The organism is Fodinisporobacter ferrooxydans (assembly GCF_022818495.1).
In the GTDB taxonomy this organism is placed as follows: domain Bacteria; phylum Bacillota; class Bacilli; order Tumebacillales; family MYW30-H2; genus Fodinisporobacter; species Fodinisporobacter ferrooxydans.
In genome coordinates, this window is sequence record NZ_CP089291.1 from 4,651,843 (window position 1) to 4,676,672 (window position 24,830).

Annotated in this window: 27 protein-coding genes; 13 read left to right on the forward strand and 14 right to left on the reverse strand. The window is 43.3% G+C overall.

Annotated features, from left to right (window positions below; genetic code table 11):
- Positions 1 to 28 precede the first annotated feature (28 nt).
- Together LSG31_RS22305 and LSG31_RS22310 are read left to right on the forward strand one after the other, a co-directional pair.
- Positions 29 to 163: a hypothetical protein gene (locus LSG31_RS22305; RefSeq protein ID WP_347437233.1), complete on the forward strand. Its 135-nt coding sequence runs from the start codon at positions 29 to 31 to the stop codon at positions 161 to 163.
- 182 nt (positions 164 to 345) lie between these two features.
- A complete protein-coding gene (locus LSG31_RS22310) occupies positions 346 to 1,266 on the forward strand; it encodes an RluA family pseudouridine synthase (RefSeq protein WP_347437234.1) in 921 nt (306 codons plus the stop codon).
- A gap of 6 nt (positions 1,267 to 1,272) precedes the next feature.
- On the opposite strand, the gene LSG31_RS22315 is transcribed toward LSG31_RS22310, so the two are convergent.
- Positions 1,273 to 2,214: a 4-hydroxy-3-methylbut-2-enyl diphosphate reductase gene (locus LSG31_RS22315; protein WP_347437235.1), complete on the reverse strand. Its 942-nt coding sequence runs from the start codon at positions 2,212 to 2,214 to the stop codon at positions 1,273 to 1,275.
- Positions 2,215 to 2,460: 246 nt separating this feature from the next.
- Between LSG31_RS22315 and LSG31_RS22320 the strand changes: the two genes are divergently transcribed.
- Entirely contained in the window at positions 2,461 to 3,927 is a 1,467-nt protein-coding gene (locus tag LSG31_RS22320; RefSeq protein ID WP_347437236.1) for an RsmB/NOP family class I SAM-dependent RNA methyltransferase, read from the forward strand.
- 105 nt (positions 3,928 to 4,032) lie between these two features.
- Here LSG31_RS22320 and LSG31_RS22325 read toward each other — a convergent pair whose 3' ends face one another.
- From LSG31_RS22325 to LSG31_RS22335, 3 genes are all read right to left on the reverse strand, one after another.
- Positions 4,033 to 4,236, reverse strand: coding sequence for a SelT/SelW/SelH family protein (locus LSG31_RS22325; RefSeq protein WP_488349829.1), 204 nt, complete (start codon positions 4,234 to 4,236; stop codon positions 4,033 to 4,035).
- A 229-nt stretch (positions 4,237 to 4,465) separates the two neighbouring features.
- On the reverse strand, positions 4,466 to 5,149 hold the full coding sequence (locus LSG31_RS22330; protein ID WP_347437238.1) for an SGNH/GDSL hydrolase family protein: 684 nt from the start codon (positions 5,147 to 5,149) through the stop codon (positions 4,466 to 4,468).
- 171 nt (positions 5,150 to 5,320) lie between these two features.
- On the reverse strand, positions 5,321 to 6,481 hold the full coding sequence (locus tag LSG31_RS22335; protein ID WP_347437239.1) for a M20 family metallopeptidase: 1,161 nt from the start codon (positions 6,479 to 6,481) through the stop codon (positions 5,321 to 5,323).
- Positions 6,482 to 6,808: 327 nt separating this feature from the next.
- Between LSG31_RS22335 and LSG31_RS22340 the strand changes: the two genes are divergently transcribed.
- Positions 6,809 to 7,033, forward strand: coding sequence for a hypothetical protein (locus LSG31_RS22340; RefSeq protein ID WP_347437240.1), 225 nt, complete (start codon positions 6,809 to 6,811; stop codon positions 7,031 to 7,033).
- Between the two features lie 39 nt (positions 7,034 to 7,072).
- Here the strand turns inward: LSG31_RS22340 and modB are convergent, their stop codons facing one another.
- Complete coding sequence (modB, locus tag LSG31_RS22345; protein WP_347437241.1) at positions 7,073 to 7,753, reverse strand: molybdate ABC transporter permease subunit; 681 nt, start codon at positions 7,751 to 7,753, stop codon at positions 7,073 to 7,075.
- Between the two features lie 3 nt (positions 7,754 to 7,756).
- Entirely contained in the window at positions 7,757 to 8,605 is an 849-nt protein-coding gene (gene modA / locus LSG31_RS22350; protein WP_347437242.1) for a molybdate ABC transporter substrate-binding protein, read from the reverse strand.
- Between the two features lie 348 nt (positions 8,606 to 8,953).
- On the opposite strand from modA, the gene LSG31_RS22355 reads away from it, so the two are divergent.
- Positions 8,954 to 9,901, forward strand: coding sequence for a substrate-binding domain-containing protein (locus tag LSG31_RS22355; protein WP_347437243.1), 948 nt, complete (start codon positions 8,954 to 8,956; stop codon positions 9,899 to 9,901).
- An 86-nt stretch (positions 9,902 to 9,987) separates the two neighbouring features.
- Here LSG31_RS22355 and LSG31_RS22360 read toward each other — a convergent pair whose 3' ends face one another.
- Positions 9,988 to 10,863, reverse strand: a complete 876-nt coding sequence (locus tag LSG31_RS22360; protein WP_347437244.1) for a DMT family transporter — start codon at positions 10,861 to 10,863, stop codon at positions 9,988 to 9,990.
- Positions 10,864 to 11,111: 248 nt separating this feature from the next.
- Between LSG31_RS22360 and LSG31_RS22365 the strand changes: the two genes are divergently transcribed.
- Positions 11,112 to 11,846 (forward strand): peptidylprolyl isomerase, encoded by a 735-nt coding sequence (locus LSG31_RS22365; RefSeq protein ID WP_347437245.1) that lies wholly within the window; start codon positions 11,112 to 11,114, stop codon positions 11,844 to 11,846.
- Between the two features lie 228 nt (positions 11,847 to 12,074).
- Here LSG31_RS22365 and LSG31_RS22370 read toward each other — a convergent pair whose 3' ends face one another.
- The 6 genes from LSG31_RS22370 to LSG31_RS22395 all read right to left on the reverse strand — a co-directional run bounded on the left by LSG31_RS22370 (position 12,075) and on the right by LSG31_RS22395 (position 16,709).
- Positions 12,075 to 12,278 carry a hypothetical protein gene (locus LSG31_RS22370; RefSeq protein WP_347437246.1) on the reverse strand — a complete coding sequence of 68 codons (204 nt, stop codon included), beginning with the start codon at positions 12,276 to 12,278 and terminating at the stop codon, positions 12,075 to 12,077.
- Between the two features lie 225 nt (positions 12,279 to 12,503).
- The gene (locus tag LSG31_RS22375) at positions 12,504 to 13,364 is read right to left on the reverse strand and encodes a dTDP-4-dehydrorhamnose reductase family protein (protein WP_347437247.1); all 861 of its coding nucleotides are present in this window, start codon (positions 13,362 to 13,364) and stop codon (positions 12,504 to 12,506) included.
- Positions 13,361 to 14,350 carry a polysaccharide biosynthesis protein gene (locus LSG31_RS22380; protein WP_347437248.1) on the reverse strand — a complete coding sequence of 330 codons (990 nt, stop codon included), beginning with the start codon at positions 14,348 to 14,350 and terminating at the stop codon, positions 13,361 to 13,363. The genes LSG31_RS22375 and LSG31_RS22380 overlap by 4 nt, the downstream gene beginning before the upstream one ends.
- Positions 14,343 to 15,434, reverse strand: a complete 1,092-nt coding sequence (wecB, locus tag LSG31_RS22385; RefSeq protein ID WP_347437249.1) for a non-hydrolyzing UDP-N-acetylglucosamine 2-epimerase — start codon at positions 15,432 to 15,434, stop codon at positions 14,343 to 14,345. Before wecB ends, LSG31_RS22380 begins: the two co-directional genes overlap by 8 nt.
- 243 nt (positions 15,435 to 15,677) lie before the next feature.
- Positions 15,678 to 16,097 carry a glycosyltransferase gene (locus tag LSG31_RS22390; RefSeq protein WP_347437250.1) on the reverse strand — a complete coding sequence of 140 codons (420 nt, stop codon included), beginning with the start codon at positions 16,095 to 16,097 and terminating at the stop codon, positions 15,678 to 15,680.
- Positions 16,098 to 16,163: 66 nt separating this feature from the next.
- The gene (locus LSG31_RS22395) at positions 16,164 to 16,709 is read right to left on the reverse strand and encodes a glycosyltransferase family protein (RefSeq protein ID WP_347437251.1); all 546 of its coding nucleotides are present in this window, start codon (positions 16,707 to 16,709) and stop codon (positions 16,164 to 16,166) included.
- 297 nt (positions 16,710 to 17,006) lie between these two features.
- Between LSG31_RS22395 and LSG31_RS22400 the strand changes: the two genes are divergently transcribed.
- The 6 genes from LSG31_RS22400 to LSG31_RS22425 all read left to right on the forward strand — a co-directional run bounded on the left by LSG31_RS22400 (position 17,007) and on the right by LSG31_RS22425 (position 21,891).
- Entirely contained in the window at positions 17,007 to 17,765 is a 759-nt protein-coding gene (locus LSG31_RS22400) for a sugar phosphate nucleotidyltransferase (protein WP_347439583.1), read from the forward strand.
- 13 nt (positions 17,766 to 17,778) lie between these two features.
- The gene (locus LSG31_RS22405; protein ID WP_430734221.1) at positions 17,779 to 18,996 is read left to right on the forward strand and encodes a glycosyltransferase family 2 protein; all 1,218 of its coding nucleotides are present in this window, start codon (positions 17,779 to 17,781) and stop codon (positions 18,994 to 18,996) included.
- Positions 18,997 to 19,059: 63 nt separating this feature from the next.
- On the forward strand, positions 19,060 to 19,689 hold the full coding sequence (locus LSG31_RS22410; protein ID WP_347437252.1) for a DUF1796 family putative cysteine peptidase: 630 nt from the start codon (positions 19,060 to 19,062) through the stop codon (positions 19,687 to 19,689).
- A 145-nt stretch (positions 19,690 to 19,834) separates the two neighbouring features.
- Positions 19,835 to 20,287: a GAS domain-containing protein gene (locus tag LSG31_RS22415; protein WP_347437253.1), complete on the forward strand. Its 453-nt coding sequence runs from the start codon at positions 19,835 to 19,837 to the stop codon at positions 20,285 to 20,287.
- Positions 20,288 to 20,303: 16 nt separating this feature from the next.
- Entirely contained in the window at positions 20,304 to 20,507 is a 204-nt protein-coding gene (locus LSG31_RS22420) for a hypothetical protein (protein WP_347437254.1), read from the forward strand.
- A gap of 118 nt (positions 20,508 to 20,625) precedes the next feature.
- Entirely contained in the window at positions 20,626 to 21,891 is a 1,266-nt protein-coding gene (locus LSG31_RS22425) for a glycosyltransferase family 2 protein (RefSeq protein WP_347437255.1), read from the forward strand.
- On the opposite strand, the gene cysC is transcribed toward LSG31_RS22425, so the two are convergent.
- On the reverse strand, positions 21,852 to 22,415 hold the full coding sequence (cysC, locus tag LSG31_RS22430; RefSeq protein ID WP_347437256.1) for an adenylyl-sulfate kinase: 564 nt from the start codon (positions 22,413 to 22,415) through the stop codon (positions 21,852 to 21,854). The two genes, LSG31_RS22425 and cysC, sit on opposite strands and share 40 nt — an antisense overlap.
- A 321-nt stretch (positions 22,416 to 22,736) precedes the next feature.
- On the opposite strand from cysC, the gene LSG31_RS22435 reads away from it, so the two are divergent.
- Positions 22,737 to 24,779 carry a glycosyltransferase gene (locus LSG31_RS22435; protein WP_347437257.1) on the forward strand — a complete coding sequence of 681 codons (2,043 nt, stop codon included), beginning with the start codon at positions 22,737 to 22,739 and terminating at the stop codon, positions 24,777 to 24,779.
- Positions 24,780 to 24,830: the final 51 nt, after the last annotated feature.

Below are 24,830 nucleotides of genomic sequence, written 5' to 3' on the forward strand. Positions count from 1 at the left end.
TCATAACTTCATGGAGGGAGACAATCACATGACACATCAAAAAGAAACAAACCAAAATCTATCAACCAAGCAAACAGACACTCCCAAGCAATCCGGCCATTCCCAAAGCAAACATCCGAGCATTATTCAGGATATAGTGAATATCTATATATCTCGCGATTAAGAGGGGACTTATCCGAATCTATGATCATACTAAAACAAAAAAACGCATAAATCCGGCCGCGAGTCTGCAAACTCGATGTGGGGGATTTATGCGTTTTTATTTTCGTTCGAGTATCGGGTATTTTATTTATGAACTATCGATTATCATAAAGACAACGACATTCGATTCGAAAGGGTATTTTCATGAAACATATTCATACATTTCTGGTATCGACAGAACATCAGGGACTGACCGTAGAAGAATACATCCGGGACGTGTTGCATTACTCCGGTCGAGCCATTCAACGCCTGACTCGCACAAAATCGATTCGCATGAATGGAAAATCGGTCTATCTGCAAAAAAAATTGGCCGCTCATGATCAAATTACGATCGCCGAGCCTGCGGAAGACACGTACGGCGTGGAACCGCAACAAGGAGCCATCGAAATTTTGTATGAAGACACGGATGTGATCGTGATCAATAAACCGCCAAATATGCTCGTACATCCAACAGGGCAAACAGAACAAGGGACATTGGCCAATTACCTGGCGCATTATTTCCAGACGCGGCAAACCATACACAGGATTCGGCCGCTGCATCGGTTGGACCGGGATACTTCCGGATGCATCCTGTTTGCCAAAGATGCCAAAACACAAGCACGTCTGGAACAGCAAATGCACAATGGCGAGCTGAAACGAACATATACTGCGATTGTCGATGGCTGTCCTACAGCGAAAAAGGGAATGATCGACGCCCGCATCGGTCAGCATCCTGCATTTCCCAACCGTAGAGCCGTTGTTCCGGAAGGAGAGCCGGCGATTACCCGTTACGAATGGCTGGAAACGGCGAAGGATGCCGCATTGCTCCGAATTTCATTGGAAACCGGCAGAACACATCAAATCCGCGTGCACATGGCTTACATCGGGCACCCCGTCACCGGTGACCGCATGTACGGAAAACGTTCTGCCTATATCTCCCGCCAAGCATTGCATGCAGCTTGCCTGCGCTGGATTGGCCACGACGATCAGCCGCTGGAAGTCCGTGCACCTCTGCCGCTGGATATGAAACGTTTGTGGGAACGTAAAAAAGCAGCGTCGGATCCAAGCTCCGATTCGGCCTTTTAAAACTTTTTAAACTTTTTTCAGGCCTGGAAGTATTTTTTCAGGCTTTTGAAACCGCGTCGTATCCCATGTTTCCGGTTGATCGATCGAGAACTGTTCGATATAATCGATCACTTGCTTGGTCAAAGGCGTTGGCGTGGAAGCGCCGGAAGTCACTGCAACTGTTTTGGCATCTTTCAGCCACTGTGGATCGATCTCGTGGACATCCGATATTCTATATGCGGGAACTCCCGCTATTTCCTCAGCTACTTGCGCCAGCCGATTGGAGTTATTGCTGCGCGGGTCGCCGACGACAATGCAAAGATCGGCTTGTTTGGCTTGCTCGGCAACCGCCTGCTGGCGAATTTGTGTAGCGAGACAGATTTCGTTATGCACTTCCGCTTGCGGGTATTTTTTCAAAACCGCCTGCATCAACTCAGCCGTGTCCCATTGGCTCATCGTCGTTTGATTTGTAATCACGATCTTTTCTGCCGCAATTCCCAACTGCTCCACATCGGAAAACGTCTCCACGAGATGAACATGACCCGGAGCGATCCCGACCGCACCTTCCGGCTCCGGATGACCTTTTTTCCCAACGTATACAATTTCATAACCGGCCGCCACTTTTTCCCGGATCAGATCATGTGTTTTTGTCACATCCGGACATGTCGCATCAATCACCGTCAATCCTTTTTGCAAAGCCTTGGCACGCACCAGCGGCGATACTCCATGTGCGGTAAATACGACTGTGCCGGAGTCGATTCTGTCAAGCAATGCCAACCGGTCTTTGCCGTCAAGCGTATGAATATCCAAGTCTTGAAACGCTTGCACCACATGTTGATTGTGTACGATCATTCCCAATATATAAATCGGTCGCGGCAATGACTGATTTTCCGCCACTTGCTGCGCCAAAACCATTGCGTCCACCACACCATAACAATAGCCCCTGGGGGAAATTTTAAGCACTTCCATGTGTATCCTCTTTTCTGTCCTTAAAATTCTTTCATATCGCTAAAATTCTTTCGTATCGTTGCAACATCGCAAGATTTTACTTAAAAATTTTGCTCAACTCAGCGGGGCAGGCTTTTGACATTTCCGCTGCCGCCAGATGAGTTCACTGGTTTGATTGTATCGAACTCATCTTGAAATGAAAAGCATGAATATCTACAATGGTTGTACATAATATCGATTGTTTTTATTGGGAGGTCTTTCTTTTTCATGCTTCCAAAGGAATATTTGTCTTTCATGCAACAATTTTTGCTTCCAGCGGAATTTGAGGAATTTATACGAACGTTCGCAGAAAATCGAACATATGGATTGCGGCTAAATCCGCAAAAAATCGCTTCCGGACAAGCGCTGCCCTTTTCATTGGAGCCAATTCCCTGGTGCACAGCCGGTTATTATTATCAAGAAAGTGAACACCCCGGACGGCACCCGTATCATGATGCAGGTCTCTACTATATTCAAGAGCCAAGCGCCATGGCTGTTGCTGAATCATTAGGCGTCACCGGTTCTTCCGTCGTTTTGGATTTATGTGCGGCTCCCGGTGGAAAATCCACACAAATTGCAAGCTTTCTGGGAAAACACGGACTCCTTGTCGCAAATGAAATTCATCCTGCCCGCGCGCGCATTCTTTCTGAAAATCTGGAGCGCTGGGGTGCAGTACAAGCAGTCGTATTAAATGAAACGCCACAAAAATTAGCCAGGAATTTTTCAGAATTTTTCACTCATATTCTGGTGGATGCGCCTTGCTCCGGTGAAGGCATGTTTCGCAAAGACCCGGAAGCCATCGAACATTGGTCGTTATCCAATGTCAACATGTGCACGGAACGACAAAAAGAGATCCTTGCAGCAGCCGTTCAAATGCTGCGCCCAGATGGGGTTCTTGTCTATTCCACTTGCACATTTAATCCGTATGAAAATGAACAGATGATAGAATGGCTGCTTACGACATATCCGGATTTTGAAGTTGAGATCCTTCCGATTGCAACATGGATTTCCGGCGGAAGAACCGAGTGGACGGAACATAAGTTTCCATCCATTGAAAAATGCGGCCGATTGTGGCCACAGAAGCTCAAAGGCGAGGGCCATTTTGTCGCCCGGCTGCGAAAACTCGACACGCAAGCAGATAAACCTATGCGGACAAATACACCTATCAGCCGCCAAAACAAAAAAGCACGGAAACAGGAAGCAAAACTTTCTCTTGCCGCAAGCCAAAAAAAATTATGGGAAACATTTGTAGAAACATTTGCAAAAGAAGCGAATCTGTTAGAAGAATCTGCCTCTTTCCACTGGATACATCCTTGCGTCAATGAAGATGCATGTCTGGTCAACTATGGGGAACATTTGTATTTGCAGCATGATCCTTTTCTCCCCCTCGCCGGACTGAAAGTTGTACGGCCGGGCGTTTACTTGGGACAGATGAAAGCAAATCGCTTTGAACCGGGACATGGGTTGGCAATGGCGATCCACAACCAGGTTATACAGCGCCAACAAATCAAACACGTAAATCTTTCTTCCGAAAGTTCGGAAATTATTTCGTATTTAAAGGGAGAAAGTGTAACGCTTGCATCTGACAAAGGGTGGACACTTGTAACTGTGGATGGTCACTCCATCGGGTTTGGCAAGTCGGATGGACGAATCATCAAGAATCATTATCCGAAATCATTGCGTCGGCAATGGTAGGCTTTAAAATTGAACTTGACAGCACACAAAAAAATTCCCAGTTCGAAAAACCGGGAATTCTTACGATGCCATTGATAAGAGGGAGTAGAGGGAGTGCCCTTCTAATTATTCTTTGGGAACGATTTGTTCCAACTGTTTTTCCACTTCTCCGGCTTCCGGGAAGCGTTCTGTCTGTTTCTTTGAGAAAACCAGTTGATCTCCGACAGTTACTTCAAAAACTCCCCCCGAAGATGGAATCAAGGCAATTTCAGTAATTCGATCTTTATAAAACTTTACAAGTGAATCCGTCAAACTGACGGCTTTTGGCAAGTAGTTTCACATCGTACAAAATTCAATCGAAACACGAACCTTTTTTGCCATTTTGCATACCTCCGCTTTCCAATATTGCAGGCTTCACTTCCGGGCAGGCTCAAAACAGCCTCGCCCGATGAATCATTCCCACCAATACATTAAAATAGAATGTTGCTTTATAATCAAAAGTATACAAAGAAAACTTGGCTTTGCCAAGCGTTTCGGCAAAGTCTTAGTTGCCCTTATACTATTTGTCCGCTTGTTGTATTTGTTTCGGCATGCGCTTCTTTGGAGCGGTTTGTTTGTGTATGGATTTCAGATACATGCTTGCGATCTTTGCATGTCCCAGATTCGTCGGATGAATTGGGTTCCCCCGAAAAAATTTAAAATCTTTTAAATCGCCTCGGCGAAATCCATCGATCAATCGTTTTTCATTCACCTGAAAGGAGCGATATAAATCCACGACTTTGACACGATGTCGTTTCCCCATCCGGTACACAACATCATTAAATGCTTGTATGCAGGTTTCCGCCAGAATGGATTTGGGAAACGGATTGTACAACGTTCCCAAGACGATTTTCATGCGTGGACGTTTGATTTTCTGCAAGAGTGTGTCCAATTCTTTTTGAAAGCTTTGTGCATAACCGGTCAGCCGATTTTCATTATGCAGGAGCATGGGAAATGCTCGCAACAGATCGTTTCCTCCAATTAAAATGGTGACATACTTGGTTTCATCCCACAAACAACCGGGAACTTTATCAACAGCCTTTTGCAAATGGGAAATCCGCCAGCCTGGTTTTGCCAGTACATACTGATGCAAGAAGGGTTCCGATTTTTTTAATGAATCAAAAATAATGTTTGTATAATAGTATTTCTCATTTGTGCAATTGTATCCAAATGTAATGGAATCACCCAATGCGACATAAAGCATGCAATTCCTCACTCCCTTGGATTGCCGAGTAAGAGGATCGATTCGGATATCTGACAGTCGCCAGACCGTCCCTTGCGTACACAGAAAGGTACCTACATCAATACATGCATTTCTGCCGCATTTTGTTACACACCAGGGGATTTGTTGGGGTGTGTGGGTTCCATAAAACGTTTATTCCGAAATTTTCTGCAAAAGCTTCACAAGCAACGCGATTCGCTCCGGAAGCGCAGACAGTCGAATATGTTCATGCAGCGTATGTGCACCATCTCCGACAGCTCCCAGCCCATCTAATGTAGGAATCCCAAGGGCTGCCGTAAAATTGCCGTCACTGCCTCCGCCAACTCCGATTTCCTCGATTTGCATCCCTAATTCTTGTCCTGCCGTTCGCGCAAGTTCAAATAAGCGTGCCACATCATCTGTCCGTTCCAGGGGCGGCCGATTGATTCCACCGCTTACTTCGATTTTTGCACCTGGAATCACAGGGGTCATCTGTCTGACTTCCTCATCGATCCGTTGCGCTTCCGCCATCGACACTGCCCGGACATCAATGATCGCTTTTGCAAAATCAGGGACCACATTGGAACGAGTGCCGCCTTCTACAATCCCGACGCTTATCGTCGTTCCCTTTTCGTAATCCGTCAGATTCTGCAAGTGAATCATGTGGTGTGCCAGCTCAACGATGGCATTTTTCCCGTTTTGATGATCGAGACCGGCATGTGCCGCCTGCCCATATGTACACACTTGATAATTGCCGACTCCTTTGCGGGACGTCTTCACTTTACCGCCTGCTGACGGTTCCAATACAAGTACGGCTTCACATGTGCGGGCAATGTCTTCGATGTATCCTCTGGACGTTGCGCTGCCCGTTTCTTCATCTGTTGTAAATACCCCGACGATCTCTGCCTGCATCGGAAGCTGCAATGCCTGAATGGCTTTCCATGCATAGATTGCCATGACAATTCCCGTTTTCATATCAAAAATGCCGGGGCCATAGGCATAATCTCCATCTGTCCGGAATGGCTTTTGAAATGTGCCCTTGGCATGAACAGTATCAAAATGCCCGAGCAAGAGGATCCGTTTGCAAGCCCCCGGCGGTCTTGCATTCTTCGTATCCGTTTTCCATGTTGCCAACAGATGATCCGCCAGATCCGGATTGGGATTTTTTAAAATATCCACACTTGCCCCCGCCTCGACACAGCGCATGCGGATAAAATCGGCTACAGTCTGAAGCGCTGCAACATCTCCGGAAGGCGACTCCAATTCGACAATGGTTTGAATATCTTCGATGATTTGCGTTTTCCATCCGTCTAAAAGTGTTAACAATTCATTCATTGTTTCCCAACTCCTTTTCACCGAATCATAGAGTTTCTGTATTTTCCCTTATCTATTTCTGTTAACGAAAGGAAGTTCCTGCCGACAAGGGCGGCTAATCGGCATATAAAGAAAAGAACCTTGGGACACTCCGTGACGATCGTCACGGATTCAGGATCCTTCTTCAATCGTTCGAAAAAATAGTCTCCCTGAACCATACAATTTTTTCTTCTCTTCCCATACAATACAATTGTATCAAGCACCGACTGTGACTCACTGCTTGCTTCATGATTGCAGATCCGATGATTGGAATGACAAATGAATGAATGAAAAAGGACAGGGATGATTATGAAAACCAAAGGAAATCAAGCACGCCAAGACATCCTGGAGAGTTTAACGACAGACGAACCATTATTGTTGCAATCCATTCTCGATTCCATTCATTTCTATGAGGACAAATACGGCGGCACGTTCCTGCAAACATTAGGCAAGAAAGATTTTTTAACTCGACAAGAACAATTGGACGCTGCAGACTGGTCCTATTTCTTGAGTTTTTTTGATACCGATCAATAAAGCGGATGCAAAAGTGATTGCATTTTTTCATGCATGACATCAGCCAATGGTTGCATTGCTTTTGCGGTTGACAATCAACAAGAAGAGAAATGAGAACACGATCATTGTGCCGACCAAATACCAGGCCAACGTCATGTTTTCCGTATCGATTGCCAAATAAATGGCAGTTGAAACCGTCTGTGTTTTCCCTGGGATGTTGCCTGCAATCATTAAAGTGGCGCCAAATTCCCCCAAAGATCGAACAAAACCCACGATATACGCAGTAAGCATGGTGCGAAACGAGAGAGGCACAATCACATACCGGAACAATTGCCATTCATTCGCGCCAATGGAACGGGCGGCTGCCACAAGTTCATCGTCGATTGCTGCAAGACCTGTTTTCATCGTCTGATAGACAATGGGAAACGAAACGACAACTGCCGCAATCACAGCCGCCCACCATGTAAAGAGGATCGTCTGCTTGAACAAACGTTCGATCCATATGCCAATCCAACCACGTTTCCCCAATACGACAAGCAAAAGAAACCCGACTACCGTTGGTGCAAGCACCATCGGCAGCATAAATAAGGTTTCAAGGAATACCTTGCCAGGAAATTTTTTTTGCACCATCCACCATGCGGCGGCAAAACCAAGGAAAAAAACGATCACACTTGCCGTGATTGAAACTCTTAATGTCAGCAAAACAGGTGCAAGAAAATCCCGCGTCAATATCGTCTGCATATACTATTTCTCCATGGTAAATCCATATGTTTCGAAAATCTTTTTATTTTCCGGCGTTTGCAAAAATTCATAAAATGACTTGGCCGCTTCTTTTTGTTTGCTGTTTTTAACGATCCCGACCGGATATGCAATTGGCTTATAACTCTTCGGGTCCACCGCAAACGCGATATGCACTTGCTTGGATGTCATCGCATCTGTTTTATAAACGAATCCCGCATCCACATTGCCTGTTTCCACATATGACAACACTTGCCGGACGTCTTTACCAAATACAAATTTCGACTGCAGGTGTTGCCATAACTGATCATGAACCAATGCATCCTTTGTATAGCTGCCTGCCGGCACGGTTTGCGGCTGGCCGAGTGCCACTTTTTGTATATCCGGACGCTCCAGGTCAGCAATCGAATGAATGGCTGCTCCATTTTTTGCAGGTGTAATGACGACGAGCTGATTGCTGAGCAGGACTTTTTCCTGATTGGCTGAGATCAATTGTTTCTTTTCCAGTTGATTCATTTCTTTTATTCCTGCTGAAAAAAACAGATCGGCGGGAGCTCCTTGTTCAATTTGCTGTTCCAGATCGCCGGAAGCGCCAAAATTAAAATCAATCTTTGTGTTCGGGTGTTCCTTTTCATATTGTTTGCTGATCGCATCCAAACTATCTTTTAAGCTTGCGGCTGCCGATACCACCAGCTCTTGTTGCGGTTGCGCCGCTTGCCCGGATGCACCTTGATTCCCTTTCGCATCTTGTGACACTTGCTGTTTTTGTGTAGTTGTCTGTCCACAACCGCTCACTGCTTGCAAGCCTAGCAATGACACTGCTGCAACTGCCAATAAGCTCCTGAATTTTCCCATAAAAACCCCTCCATGTATCTGCTGAAAATCAATTGCAAATCGTTGAAACAACTCTCCTTGTATTGCTCTTTCATACCTTGCGGCAATCTTTCGTACGTTATGTATTTCTTTTCTGTGTACGTGTGCTACTGAATGAATGTGATCCTACCCTTATTTGACTCTGTTTATTATAACTAATTATAATAAATGATAACTAATTATAAATAGATAAACAAAGAATGTCCATATTGATCTTTTTGAAGTTTTAGCTATCGGATAAAATCTTGCGCGGCAATATGGTACACTATGCCTTAAGAACTGCTTGGAGAAAGCGTTTGAATTTGTGCGAATCGACAATGGGGGATTGAGATGCCGGACCAACATTCCTATACAACTGAAGAAATTGCAAAACTGTTAAAAGTGTCGAAGCTTACCGTATACGATTTGATCAAAAAAGGGGAATTGCCGGCGTATCGGGTTGGCAGACAAATGCGAGTCGATGCCGTTGACTTGGATTCGTATAAAGAAAAAACCAAAAAGACCGGTAAAGTGCCATACGTGCATATATCTGAATCCTCTGCCGGAACAAATCCCCGGCAGGAAACCCTTTCTCCCCAACAAATCGTTATCACAGGCCAGGATATGAGTCTCGATCTATTCGCCCGCTACTTGGAAAAAACAAACCGCCACTATCGGCCGTTGCGCTCCTATGCAGGAAGTCTGGACAGCTTGATTGCCATGTACAAAGGTGAAGCTCATATTGTCAGCACTCACCTGTTCGATGGGGATACCGGTGAATATAATCTCCCATATATCCGCAAAATCCTTGTCGGTCTCCCGTATATCGTCATCCGTCTGCTGGCCCGCTGGATCGGATTCTACGTTCCAATCGGAAATCCGAAACACATTCAGGTTTGGGAGGATTTAAAACGTCCGGATATTCAAATTGTCAACCGTGAACGCGGTTCAGGATCACGCGTGTTTTTGGACGAACAATTGCGCTTGCATGGCATTTCCCCACAAGAGGTCAGGGGATATTTTCACGAAGAAACCAATCATGTCAGTGTTGCAGGGAAAGTAGCCGGTGGATTTTGTGATGCAGGCATCGGCATTGAAAAAATAGCTCAGATCGTTGGGGTTGATTTTATTCCACTTATGAAAGAACGTTATGATTTGGTAATTGTAAAATCTCCGGAAACAAAAGCTATGATTGCAAACGTTCAACAATTGGTAGGTTCTGAAGAATTTCGAAATGAACTGCAGGCCATACGGGGGTATGATATCGCGGAAACAGGGCAGGTCATTTTTGAAACATGAGCTTGCCGGCAACTCAACTTTCAGGAAGAAGATGCCGAGCAAACGACGCTCATGATTTGGTGTATACGTTTTTCATGGTTTTTCCTTCACCCGGTCTGTCCCGTCTTCCTTCTCTGCGGCTCCGGCCAATTGACCAAAAAAATGCCGACAAAAATGAATATGCCGCCAAACAGCACAGACCAGGCAAGTTTCTCGCCGAGAATGGCCCATCCCGACAAAACCCCGAAAAAAGGCGCCAAGAATAAAAAAGCGCTGGTCTTTCCAGGATCGCCATGTTGCAAAAGATAAAACCAGATAGCAAACTGGACGATGGATGCCATGATGGCTAACCAGACAATAATGGATACAGATGTGCCGTTGAGAATGAGCTTCGGAGTTTCAAATGCCAACCCGGCAATAAGCAAAACAACTCCGCCGATCAGCATTTGGTATGCCGTTAATACCCAAACATTGAATGTTCCGCTCCATTTCTTGATGAGCAATGTGGCAATCGCCCAAGATAATGCACCTGTCAGGCCAAGAATCGTTCCGATGTGCATATGGATATGAAACCCAAGAGTTATAAAGACACCTGCAAACCCCAGGATGACACCACCCCACTGCACCCATCGGTATCTGGCCCCTCTGAAGATCGTAGCAAGTACGACGACCAAAAGCGGATTTATAAATGTCAAAATCGATGATTCTCCTGCCGGAATCGTTCGCAGGCTGAGAAAGATACAGCCCATGACGCCAGCCGTTTGAAAGATCCCAATGACAGCAATCCGAAACCAATCCGTCAATTGAGACGGTCTGCCCTTCCCCCGCACAGCGATCGCCATGATGAGTCCAGCCAACGTAAATCGTATGCCGACAAGCAGAAAGGGAGATACATATGCAAGCCCAATCTTCCCGACTGCAAACGATGACCCCATGAGAGCTGTTGTTGTAACGACAAGCGCGCTATATAACCATCGATTCATTCTGTATCACATCCATTTATTTACGTACGATAATCGTTTCTACTGATAGTTACTTTACAGAAACAACTTTGTTAAGTAAAGTATAAATTTGTATTATTTTTTAAAATGGACAATCTATGGTAAAATGTGAAACGAAATGGGTGTATCAGCCAGACACTTTGCAGACAATTGCCGTTGCCTTTGAAACGCGCAAACCAGGCGCATAAAATTACAATTCCTTTGAAAATGCTTATGGAGGCACGAAATTTATGAAACCTTACATTCGAGTCGCATCTTCATTGCTAGTGGCGGGACTTTTGGGCATTTCCTTTATCACCGGCTGCGGTGCTTCGACCACACCTTCCGGACAAACACCTGCCGGAAATACTGCGAAGACGGATTCCAATTCGTCAAATGCTGCGAAAAATCCCAACGCGACCACAGGCCAAAAAACTGCAACCGATCAGCAGCAAAAATCCTGGAGCAAACCGCCCGCGATGACGATTGATGTAAACAAGACGTACGACGCTGTGATTCAAACAAATCTGGGTTCTTTTACAATTGAGTTGTTGCCAAAAGAAGCTCCTGTTACCGTGAATAATTTTGTGTTCCTGGCAAACCAACACTTCTATGACAACATTAAATTTCATCGGATTATCAAAAGTTTTATGATTCAGACAGGCGACCCAAAAGGGGATGGAACTGGCGGACCCGGCTATACGTTTAAGGATGAACTGCCGCCAAAAGAACGATATCAGCCCGGTATTGTAGCAATGGCAAATGCAGGCCCCAACACGAATGGCAGTCAGTTTTTCATCTGTACAGGTCCTGATAGCGAAGGCTTGAATCAAACACCGAATTACACCATTTTCGGAAAAGTCATTCAAGGCATGGATGTTGTTCAAAAAATCGCCAGCGTTCCTGTTGGGCCAAGTCCCACAGGGAAAGTAAGCGCCCCAAAAGTGCCTGTGTATATGAAATCTGTCAAGATTGAAACAAAATAATGACAAAATACTGATATAATCATGTATGGAAAACAGCAGTTGCCCATTCATGAAAAAACAAAACGTTCATGAAAATATAAAAAGTCTTTGAAAATACAAAAAGCTGCAAGAGGTGGCTGCGCGACCGCATGGATTCGCGAAGCCATTTCAGCAGCATTTTGATGTATCAACCATCCTTAAGCGGTTTACGTATATTCCATCGATTCCCGTTTCGGTTGATTCCCTTTGCTACCAAGCAGTATTTTGTTTCTGCGGCTGTTTCCGTTGATTGCGTTCACTCATTACATTGGGTGCGTCTGCATGTTGAATTTCAAATTGTCGTTCCTGTATTTTTTGCGGTCCGGCCCCTTCCAATAAACGCCCGCATCTGGAACAACGCTCTTGTGTGCTCCGATTTTCCTCATAACAATCTGTACATCGTATGGTTTTCATGAAATTTCCCCTTTTCTGATATGTAAACAGCCTTCTATATCAAACTACAAAATTACTGCGGCTATGTCAAAGTACATAGGACTGTCCCAAAGTCATTTTCCAATTTTTACAGTCTCATTTTATGATGAAATTCAGATGAAACACCTCTTAAGATTAAAAACAACGATCCCGTTCCAATTTTGATAGCGAAACGGGATGTTTTTTATGCAGTATATATGGCTCTCATCAAACATATTTGTAAGGATAGCTGCCGCTTCTTTGCAATTTCATCCAAACTTTTAAATCAGCCAGCATTTCGGTATACGGAGAAACCTGATAGGAAAAATCCTGCCGCGTGTTTACCAAACTTTTATCGGATTGGATGCCGTCAAACGGATGTATGAACACATCATCTATCGCAAAAACATCTTTTAAATGATTCAACAAAGCATATTTCGACAGTTTTTCCGGTGCCGCAAGATGCGCCAGTCCGGCAATCGGGTGATTGAGTGCCCACTCAATCGCCTTGGCCAATTCTAAAGTTGTGACTCCATTCCAAAACACTTGCCGATAGCCCCGAATCTCTCCCGTCTGCTGCATAAACCAGTGAAAAAGCCCGATTCCGCCTAATTTTAACTCAGGACCAATAATCGATGTCCGAATGGTAAGATTCTGTTGATCGTCAATTTCCCCAAGCCATTTTGTCTTTGCATACACTGTCGTACCATCAGCAATGTCCTGTTCGGTATAATTCCCCCGGTTTCCTGAAAAAACACAATCTGTGCTTATGTGAATGAGCCGATATCCGAGATGTTTTCCATACTGTGCAAGTATATGCGGAAACAAGCCATTCACATAAATAGCCTTCGTCCGGTTTTGTTCGGCGTATTGATTCAGCAGGCCAACTGCATTAATCACCACAACGGGGCGCAGCATCTTTAGCACACTGATCACACTTACTTCATCCGTTACATCCAATGCTACCAAATGATGTTCGGTTGATTGCCCGCGAATCGTACTCCACACCTCATATTCGGTTTGTTGCGCCAAATATTGACGAATGACGTGTCCTGCCATTCCTCCTCCGCCAAAAACAAGGATTCTCAATGTAACACACCGCCCCGTCTCAATAGTTTTTCGATTTCGCTGCCAGACATCAGGTTGGTGTTGGATTCATACGTTTCAAATGAAACTTTCTTCAAATCCTTATACTTGGCAAAAAGCTCAGGGGCTGAATGGGAGGGCAAGATCACAAAATATTTCTCGTTAAATTGATACGTGTTCGGGGTTTCATACCTGGTCACAAGGACTTCATGCAGCTTTTCGCCTGGCCGAATGCCAATCTCTCTGATTTGGACAGATTTTGCAGCAAATTGGCCGATCAATATATTGGCCAAATCCAGAATCCGGCAGGAATTCATCTTCATAACAAATGTTTCTCCGCCCATTGCCGCTTGTGCCGCATGCAATAGAAGGTCAATCGCCTCTGCAATCGTCAGGAAAAACCGCGTCATTTCCCTGGAAGTTATCGTGACATCTTGCCCCTCCAAAATTTGTTTCTTGAAAAAAGGGACGACACTGCCATTTGTCCCTAGTACATTTCCGCCTCGAATGCACACAAAACGGGTGAAAGTATTCCAATCGTTTGCCCGAATCACCAATTTTTCCCCGATTGCTTTGGTCATTCCGTAAAAATTGATCGGGTCGGCAGCTTTGTCTGTCGAAACATCGATCACCTTCTTTACCCCTTGCTGAATGCTGGCCCGAATGATATTTTCCGTACCTGCAATATTTGTCTTAATCGCTTCTTGCGGTTGCCATTCACAGATTGGAACATGTTTTAAAGCAGCCAGATGGAAGACGTAATCGACATTTCGGCACGCTTCTTGAACGGCATGAAAATCTCGTATATCGCCAATAGTAAACTTCAAAATCCCATCTTCCTGAAATGTTCTCTTCATAGTCACTTGAGAGAATTCGTTGCGGGAGAAAATGCGAATTTCTTTTGGTTTATATCGAAGCAATTGGCGAGTAAGCTCTTGCCCCCAAGAACCGGTACCGCCAGTGATCAGAATCGTGGAATTTTTAAACATGACTGACTCCTCCCAATATCATATTGACAACCTTTGTCGATACATTCGGGTCTCGATACCCATCCGGACAAGTCCATGAATGTCCCGCATGAATCATTAATTTTACACACTCTGCCATCCGCCGTGCGTCAAGCCCGGAAACAATATTGCTGCCACATATCACCGTCTCCGGTCTTTCCGTGCTTTTTCGTATGGTTACAGCCGGAATTCCCAGCAAACAGCTCTCTTCTTGTACTGTTCCGCTATCTGTTACAACACAACGAGCGTATTTTTGCAGATGAATAAAATCGAAAAAACCAAAGGGTTTGCTCAATATGATGAGAGGATTACGAATCGTTATACCGTATTGCTCCAAGCGTGCTTGCGTGCGCGGATGAACGCTGCAAATCAGCGGCATTTGCTGTTCAGCGGCGATTGCATGCAGCCCGTCGACAATGGTTCGAAGCCTTGACTCATTGTCTACATTTTCTGCACGGTGAGCGGTTACCAGGATATACTTTCCCCGTTCCAATTTCATTTTCTGGAGAATATCGCTTTGATCCATTGGCGATTGATAATGCTGCAATACTTCGTAAATAGGATTTCCAGACACCCAGATTCGGTAAGGCGGAATACCTTCGCGCAACAAATTTTCCTTGCTTCCCGGTGTGTATGGCAAATTAAACGAAGAGATGGAATCAATCATCTTTCGATTGATCTCCTCTGGTACAGAAGAATCATAACAGCGGTTCCCTGCTTCCATATGATAGACTGGAATTCCCATTCTCTCACCCAATACGGCGCATAAGGCACTATTGGTATCACCAAGGACAAGAATCCGCTCCGGCTTTTCCTTTACCAGCAGTTTCTCCACTTCAACGAACATTTGGCCGATTTGTTGGCCAAGCGTGTGGCCAACGTTTTGAATGCTATAATCAGGTTTGCGAACATCCATTTGCTCAAAAAATACATCATTCAGATATCGATCATAATTTTGCCCTGTATGCACAAGAATGTGCCGGGAACTCAGACAATCCAATTTCCGAATAATTAGACTCAAGCGAATGATTTCAGGGCGCGTTCCCAGAATCGTCATGACTTTCATCTGATAGACCTCCCTATATTTACGGCAAAAAGCCAATTTTTTCTATCATTAGTCATCAATGTATTCTGGAGTCTTGTAATCAGGAAAGGCGATTTCCTATATTTTGTACAAATAGTTATTTATACTAAATTAAAAATACAGGTTAAAAATGCAGAAAAAATCTCACGCCTTTCGTCAAAAATCGCGAAAAAGCATGAGATGAAGTATAGCATGCGTTGTATTGCCTTATTTTTTTCTCGTTTTCTATTTTGAGATTCTGGCATGATAAATATCTTCGATTGCTTGCACAATATTTGTTTCAAAATTTTGCTGTGTAAGCCTGCTGGCAGAATGCAACCCGCCGCGCACAAGTTTTTGGGCTAACGCTTGGTCTGTTAAAACTTGCATAATTCCTTCTGCGATTGATTCCGGATTTTTCGGCGGCACAATATACGCACTATGTCCATGTTCACAAAAATCCAAAATGCCGCCGGAATTTGTCGTTACTACAGGTGTTCCGCAAACCATGGCTTCCAGAGGCGGCAAACCGAACCCTTCCATCCAGGACGTAGAAACAAACACATCGGCAGAACGATAAAGATCCACCATTTCCTGATCTGTTTTCGGCTGGAACGTTCGATGTGGAATTCCCGGAAGCGGGAGTATTGTCTCCGTGCAGATCATATGAACGATAAAATCTTCTGGATATATTTTCCTGAAAATTTGCATGCTTTTTACAAAATCTTCGTATCATTTCAACCGATAACCCAATTTCGGATCCCGGGCAATATAAAGAATCACTTTCTTTTTATTTTCATCGTTTCTTTTCTCCTGTTTTGATCCAGGGTTGTATAGATCGGGATCCAGTCCTAAATTCACGATTGCCGCACTTCGTTTATGTGTATAGTTGTATAATTGCTCATCAAGCCAATGGGATACAGAGACAACCGGTACATCGCGTGTATACGTCCATACTGCATAATCTGCATCCTGCACCCATAGCGGCTCAAATCCTTGACAGAGCCGGACGCATTTTTCGGGCCAAGCCTCATATGCGGGAGCGAATGTCGTATAAAAATTAGGCAATATGACATCCCCGTCAGGTATATATTCTTTGCTTACTTTAGGAACAGGCACCTTTGTCAGCTTGCATTGCACGTTGTAATTGACTGGAGACCAGTAGGGAAGAATGATTTCTGTTTCATGCCCTCTCGCATGCAAGGCATTCGCAATTTCAACGAGTATTTTACATCCTCCGCCGGTTTCCAGCGATCCCACCGGAATAACAACTTTCATTGTTGCGACCTCCCCAAAACGTATACTGTAACATACTGCCGTGATACGCAAAGTGTTTTTATACTTGCCTATTAAAAAGAAATTGTATGTTCAAACATACCAAAATACTGATATCTCTTTTCCAATTACAAAATTGTATTGCCTCTATGTCTTTCGCACAAATTCTAGTAAAATCCACTGGTATCCATAAAATCCAAAGAGCTTGTTACATATTTTAGAAAATGAATCAAAAAAATTTAGCAAGTGGAATGGCTAGAGGAAAGAGAGATCCGATAGGAGGTTTACCATTTGAATGCCGTGATCATAACCGGTGGGAAAGGAACGAGATTGGCTCCCTATACAAACGCGCTGCCAAAAGGGCTCTTGCCGATTGGAAGTCAGCCGATTTTAGAAATCATCGTAAAACAACTTCGAAGCTATGGGTTTGACAGGATTACAATGGCATGCGGTTATTTGGCGCCATTGATTCAATCCTATTTTATAGATGGAAAAAAATGGGGAGTAGACATTGATTATATCTTGGAAAATAAACCATTGGGAACAGCAGGCCCGCTAAAAGGATTACAAAACGTAACAGAACCATTTTTGGTCATGAATTGTGACGTGCTGACAACATTAGATTTTAAAAAACTATGGAATTTTCATTGCAACAAACACGGTCTTTTAACGATTGCCGCACAGAAAAAAAGCAACATATTGGATTATGGAGTACTTGAAACAGAAGGAGACATTGTAATCGATATTATCGAAAAACCAAAGGTTGACGCGTATATCAACATGGGAATTTATGTTATGAGTCCGATTGTACTAGATTATATTCCGGAGCAAACGTTTTTCAATATTCCTGAATTGATTCGTTGTTTGCTTGACGATCAGAAAAAAATATTGCATTTCTCAAATAATGATTTTTGGCTGGATATCGGCCGCCCAAGTGATTATGTGCGAGCGAACAAAGAGTATCCCAAAATGATCCAATTACTGCTTCCGGGCAAACAAGACGCTGAAATCAACACGATGAGCCAACCTGCTGAACCATGGGGGATGTCCGATCAATGATGTAGGAATCGTCATGCCTGTATACAAACAAAAACCTTCCTATCTTCGTGCTGCCATTCGCTCCATTCTTGCACAAAATTACCGCAACTACAAATTTATTATCGTTGTAGACGGCGCACCTGCAGACACTGTAAAAATGATTCGTGAAGAAATGCAAGGCGATCATCGGACCAGGGTCATCGTAAAAATGCGAAATGAAGGCGTTGCAAAGGCACTGAATACAGGTTTCCAGTACTTTCTGGAAGATCCCGAAATTCAATATCTGACATGGGTATCCAGCGATAATATCTACTACCCGACATTTATTGAAAAATTGCGTGATGTATTGAAATATGGATCGGAGAACATCGGACTCGTCTACAGCAGTTTTCGGCATATCGGCTCCGGAGGGCAATCCCTGCAAACCGAAAAAGATTTGATCGCATTTCGTGAGTTTCAAAAACAACCGAAGGAAAACTTGCTTGATGTCTGTTTTGTCGGTGTTTCTTTCATGTATAAAAAGCAATATGCCGCCAACATAAAGGGCTATGAACTGGAGCCTGTGGAAGATTATGACTATTGGCTGCGATTGACTGAGTTCTGTGACATTGATTATGTGCCGGAAGAATTGATGGATTACAGAAAAAATTCACCATTGAGTATTTCGGCACAGCTCAATCGAACACAAATGCAATACCGCCGTTGGCGATATGCATTTAATTTGGCCAAACAGCAAGCTCGCAACAGACGCGGCATACCATTCGAGACAACAATCGTATTCCCTGTAAGTCATGCATCAGATGAAACTGTCAAAAAACTCGATACAGTATTAGATATCTCCGCATATCCACCCTTTTACAGCAATTTCAAACTACTTATATACGATATATCTCCAACCGCTTGTGTGATCCCGGCACTAAAGACAATTCCGGATCCTCGAATCACATTTCTCGCAAGGCCTGGAGCCAACGAACGACAAGCAATAAAATTCGGGGTGGAAGCAGCAAATACTCCTTATACCATCCTTTTTGGAAAAGGGAATTTTCCGACCAGCCCTTATGTCTTTTATTCTTTGGTTCTGCAGCAAAGGCAGGTGTCCAATAGGGAAATGCTGTCTCAACCGCTTATTGCAGCATCCGCAGATCAACATGCAGCCAAGTTGCGCATATTGCTCGCTGCCACTGAACCTGTCTATGGCGAACTGTATCGGACTGATCAGTTGTCAGCAATTATAAAAGGCTTAGGATTGTAACGAACATTAGGGTTATTACGAAAACAACCCGAACGTTTACTACTCGAAATGGGGAGCTTTTGTATGCAATTAAAAGAAATCAGCGGCACATACGATGCCATATTCAGCTTGGGTTCCAATTGTTTGCCAGCATACCAGCTTCAGAAAAATAAATTAAGACGTTTCACGGGAGTCATCGATTGGGTGATATCCGACTCATTGGCAGATGTAAATCAATTATTGAAACATCGGTTTAACGGCTTTCTGGAATTACAGAACCTGAAAGTAGTCGGATATAGCGAAAAAAATACGTACTTTGTCAAAGATGTTTCCTGTAATATCCTAACGGTTTACGATTTTCTTCTAAATGAAAACACAAGAGAACACCTATCAGCATATCCGCAGGTGAAAGAAAAATATAATCGGCGCATTCGCCGTTTTCTGGATACCTTGGCGAACAGCCAATCTCTTCTTTTTATCCGCTCCGTCGGAAATTTTCAAGATGTACATGAGCTGCAATCTATTTTATCGGAAATCGTCATGTGCGATTTCAAAATTCTGGTTGTCAATCATGCAAACGTGTCCGGAATTGTCGAGAAAGATTGGGGGTTGAAGAACGTTTGTGTCATCGAACTGCCTGATAAAGAAATTTGGGACGGGAACAACTCGCTTTGGAGAGAAGTTTTAAAAGAAGTTGCATTAAGAAATCATTAAGAGATCTTAAGAGATCTTAAGAGATCATTGAAAATAAATCGTTGCTATCAAATTAGGTTCAATGGATAGTTATGTATCCACACGCTTGTTTCATAGCGTGAATAGTATTCATATGTAATCTATAGAAATGAAGGGAAGGATTACCTTGGATGACAAAACTATAAACAGATTAAAAATTAGAATTTTACAAATCGGTAAAATTGAAACAGCTTCATCTCTATCAAAATTAAAAGACCGGCATAAAAGACTAAAAGATAAAATTCACGATCTTCAGCACAGTCTTTCCGAAAAATTCCATGACCTTGAAAGGGAAATTTCAAAACTAGCAAAAAAGTTTGCAACATTGACGCAAACCGTGTATCAATTACAACAACAAGTCATTGGAATACAAGCTGAGATCGTATCTGGAAACCCTAATAATCCTGTATTGCAGCAATTTTTTCAAAGTCGTACAGGACAGACCGTTACGATTACCACTCCGGCCGGAACTGTGACAGGTACAGTTCTGATCGCGGGCACCAACGCTGTCGAATTGCGTGAAACTGCTACTGGCGATATTATCATCGTTCCTTATTCAAAAGTGGTAGCAGTTCAATAAAGGGAGGATCTTTCTGATGACATTTGAACAAATGCTTGCAAGTTTTATCGGAAGTACGGTTGAGGTTGTCGTTGTAAATGATATACTGACAGGCACTTTGCTTTCCGTCAACTCTAGTACATTAACACTCCAAACCTCTCCTGTTACCTATTATGGGCCGGGCACTGAAACGATTGTGACATTAAGCTCGATCGATTATGTTCGGGTTCCCGCCGCATAAGATTTTGGGTTGTAAAAAGAAACGAGGTTCCCCTGACAAGGAGAGCCTCTTTTCTTTCACGATTCTCAACAATCCACACACAAAAATATTCAGTTAAAATTTTTGGACGGTGAGCAAATTGTATAATTTGACCAATTTAACAGAACATTCCTATCGCATGTTGTTTTTTCAACAGGCTCTACCCTTGCATCAATTTCTTACACAAATGACTGAAATATTGAATACGATAAAAACCGAATGGGTATTGTGGCCGCCTTTTTGGGAAGTGTGGCGCGTCAACAATGCTGCAGCATTGGAGTCCTTGCTTAAAGAAATACCTCCAACTGTAACGATTGCATCGATTTCCAATCATTTCCCCAACTTGGAACATTCTTCATTGCTGCGTAATCCCCTATTATCAAATGAGCCAATCTTGTGGAGAAACGATTGGTTAAAGAAGCAACTGGCCATTTACGATCGACACATACCTGATAAGTCCTATATCCCTTACGACATCGCTCTCAATACAAATACAACGATCCATTATAGCATGGAAACGTATCAACGTTTCGGATTGACAAAGCTATTTCAAAGCCAGACGGTGAATGCTCGCCGAACTGCAGAACACAAACTGATTCTCCCTATTCTCCGGCAGCAGACAGAAACCAATACAAGCTATGCGATCTTAACCCGACAGCCTAAAATCAGCATCGTAATTTGCGCATATAATGAATCGTCCCGCATCGGCTGGGCCATACGTTCTGTCCTCAAACAAACATATGCCAACTGGGAGCTGATCGTAATCGACGATGGCTCCACGGATGGCACACATGCTGTAGTTGAATCTTTTCCAGATCACCGCATCAAGCTGAAACGATTAGCTGCGAACCGCGGCAAAGCATTTGCATTGAATGATGCTCTGACGATGGTTGAAGGTTCCTATATGCTCGAACTTGATGCAGATGATTGGATACCACCGGAGTCCATACGCGAGTTTGTAAATGTATTGCCCGATATTGACGACACGGTCGCAATACTGACAAGCAACTACTTCCGCTGGCGGAGGAGCATGAAAGGCCGGCTGTCCTATGAAGGAGTCGAACCATCTGCGCAGCTGGAAGTTGCGCAGAATCGGGCGAAACCCATTATACCCCGGTTCTACCGGACGCAAGCGTTGCAAACGCTAAACGGATGGCCAATCCTGGACGGCCCTCTTTCCCGTTTATATGAGGATATTGCCATATGCCTGCGTTTACAGAAAACGTATCAAATACATTCCATCGATAAACCACTCTACCATCGTGTGATTCGGCCGACAAGCATCAGCCAAACGAATCAATCAAACTATACGAAATGGCTGAAAAACTACAATGAGCTTTTTCCATCCACAGATTGCGAATCGTAAATAATATATTGACGCCGGATAAGATAATCGAGAATCCTGGATGCACTTTCTGCCGGTGTTTCACGATCTGTTTGCACGATAATATCCGGATTTTCCGGTTCTTCGAATGTATCAGAAATTCCGGTGAAATGTTGAATCTCTCCATTCAACGCTTTTTTGTACAAGTGTTTTACATCTCTCCGGATACATTCTTCCAAAGAACATTTTACGTAAACTTCAATGAAAGAGCCGATTTCTCGCCGGCAATATTCACGCAACTTCTGATAGGGGGATATAAAAGAAGCCAGAACGATAACATCATTGCGAGTCAGCAATTTTGCAACATATGCGGCCCTTTCAATATTTTTTTGCCGATCTTCTTTTAAAAACCCCAATTCTTTCGAAAGATATTGGCGAATCTCATCACCATCCAATACTTCTACACGAAACCCTGACTTTGACAATTCGGTTTCTACCAAACGACTAATTGTCGTTTTTCCGGCACCGGAAAGTCCTGTAAGCCATACGGTAACACCCTTTTGCATTGCTTCACATCCTCAAACTATCAGTGTATTCATGTCTTACTATTTTATGTGAGTCTATCCTGCGATGATACCATGGATATCAAAAATGATGCTTCTATACGCGTTTCAGGCAATTGAATATAGCTAACATACACGAATTTCCATTCGTTTGGTCAAAATTGGATTGTTATTCTGTCAACATCTCCTTCCTATCAACATAAGAAATAAGAGGGAAAGGGAAGTCTTTATTCTTGCTTAAAAATTTTGGAATGATTGATTTGAATTTCATACACATTCGAGAAATGAAAGTATTTAGGCATGATTGGAAAGTGAGGCAAGCAGATGTATGATGTCGGTATTGTAATGCCCGTCTATATTCAAAATCCCGTCTATTTGCGAAGTGCAATCCGATCGATTCTCATGCAAAGCTATGCGAAATTTACATTGGTGATCGTATTGGATGGGGTACCAAGCGAAACAAAAAAATTGATTCAAGAAGAGACGAAAGGGGATCACCGTGTACAAATTATTGTCAAGAAAGAAAATCAAGGTATTGCAAAAGCCTTGAATGCCGGATTTGACCAATTGCTGCAGCAATCGGATATCGAGTACTTCACTTGGATCTCAAGCGACAATATTTACTATCCGATGTTCATAGGAACATTGCGGGATGCTTTAAAAGAGGCTCCTAGAAATGTAGGGCTCGTGTACAGCAGCTTTCGGCATATTGACTTGGAAGGCAATTGTATGCAAAGTGAACAGGATTTGGTCAACTTCCGCAAATCTCTGGAAAAACCGAAAGAGTATCTGTTGGATGTTGATTTTATCGGTGTTTCGTTTATGTACAAAAAACAATATGCGGCGTTGCTCGATGGATATGTTCTGGAACCTGTTGAAGATTATGAGTATTGGCTCCGTTTAACGGAGCACTGCGATATAAAATACGTTCCTTTGGAGTTGATAGATTATCGTGTTGATTCCACACACAGCGTATCCGCTCAACTGCATAGCTCAAAGGAACAGCACCGTCGTTGGCGATACGCATTTAACCTGGCAAAGCATCTGGCGCGAATCAGGCGCAAAATTCCATTTGAAGTCACCGTCATTTTTCCGGTCAGCGACAACACATATGAAACCATTCAGAAATTGGATACACTATTGGATCAATCGGCATACCCACCCTTTTATAGCAATTATAAAATAGAAATTTATGATTTGACACCAGACACTTCAGCAATTCCAGTCCTTCGGCCGATTTCCGATCCTAGAATTACATTCCATGCCATGCCGAACAGGAATGAAAAAGAAGTGCTTGCGGCCGCTGTTCAAAACATCACCACCCCGTTCACCATGCTCTATGGAAAGGAGAAGTTCCCTTCAAACCCATATGTCTTCTATAATCTGATCTTGAAACATCACCAACTCTCCAAAATTCCTCAATATTATAAAGATGTAATAGCAACGTTTGAAAAATATCCTGGAGTCATCAGCTACCGAAGAAGCTCCGAAGATGGAGTGCCGATTTCCGGCGATTTGTATCAAACAAATACATTGCAGCAAATGGCAAAAAATAATAACAGTCGTGCAATAGCAAAACATATGATTGCTTTGCCAAAAATACTGGTCAATTCTGTACCAAAAAGCGGTACAAATTTATTAACGCAGATTATTCAAGGAATACCCGGAATGGAACAAGATCGTTTAGATTTTTATTATCATGATGAAAACTACAGCTTTCATGAAAATTACCGGGAATTGCTGAAAATTCAATCAGGGCAATTTGCAGTCGGCCATATTCCTTATCATTCCAATCTTGCCGTTGAATGCAAGCAACGCTTGATCAAGCAAATTATGATTTACCGCGATTTGCGGGATGTAGCAGTTTCCTGGAGCCATTTCATAAGTACAATGCAGCAGCATCCGCTCTATCCGGCTTTTCAAAATCGCATAAAAAGCCGCGAACAACGATTGCTTGCTATCATTAGAGGAACAAAACTGCTGCCAATGGAAATTCCGAACGGCTATGAAGGCGACACATATCCAAACATTTATGAAGAATTCAAACCGATTTACGATTGGATGCACTCTCCGGACATTTGTTCTGTCAGATATGAAGATCTCATGAAAAACGAAATCTCCAGATATACTACTTTGTTAAAAATTGTCGAGTTTTTGTGGAGCGATTTAAAACAATTGCAGCTGGAAAAACACGATATCGTACGATTCATGGAACAAAATATAAATCCAGAGCGATCTGCAACATATCGGCAAGGCAAGATTGGAAGCTGGCGTGAAGAGTTTAACCAGGAACATAAAGAGGCGTTTAAAAGAATTGCCGGAAATTTTTTATTGGAACTTGGTTATGAAACCGATCCGGATTGGTAAATCGATTGTTTCCCAAGTCCGATTTGTGAATCCGTTTGAATATCCCTTTGA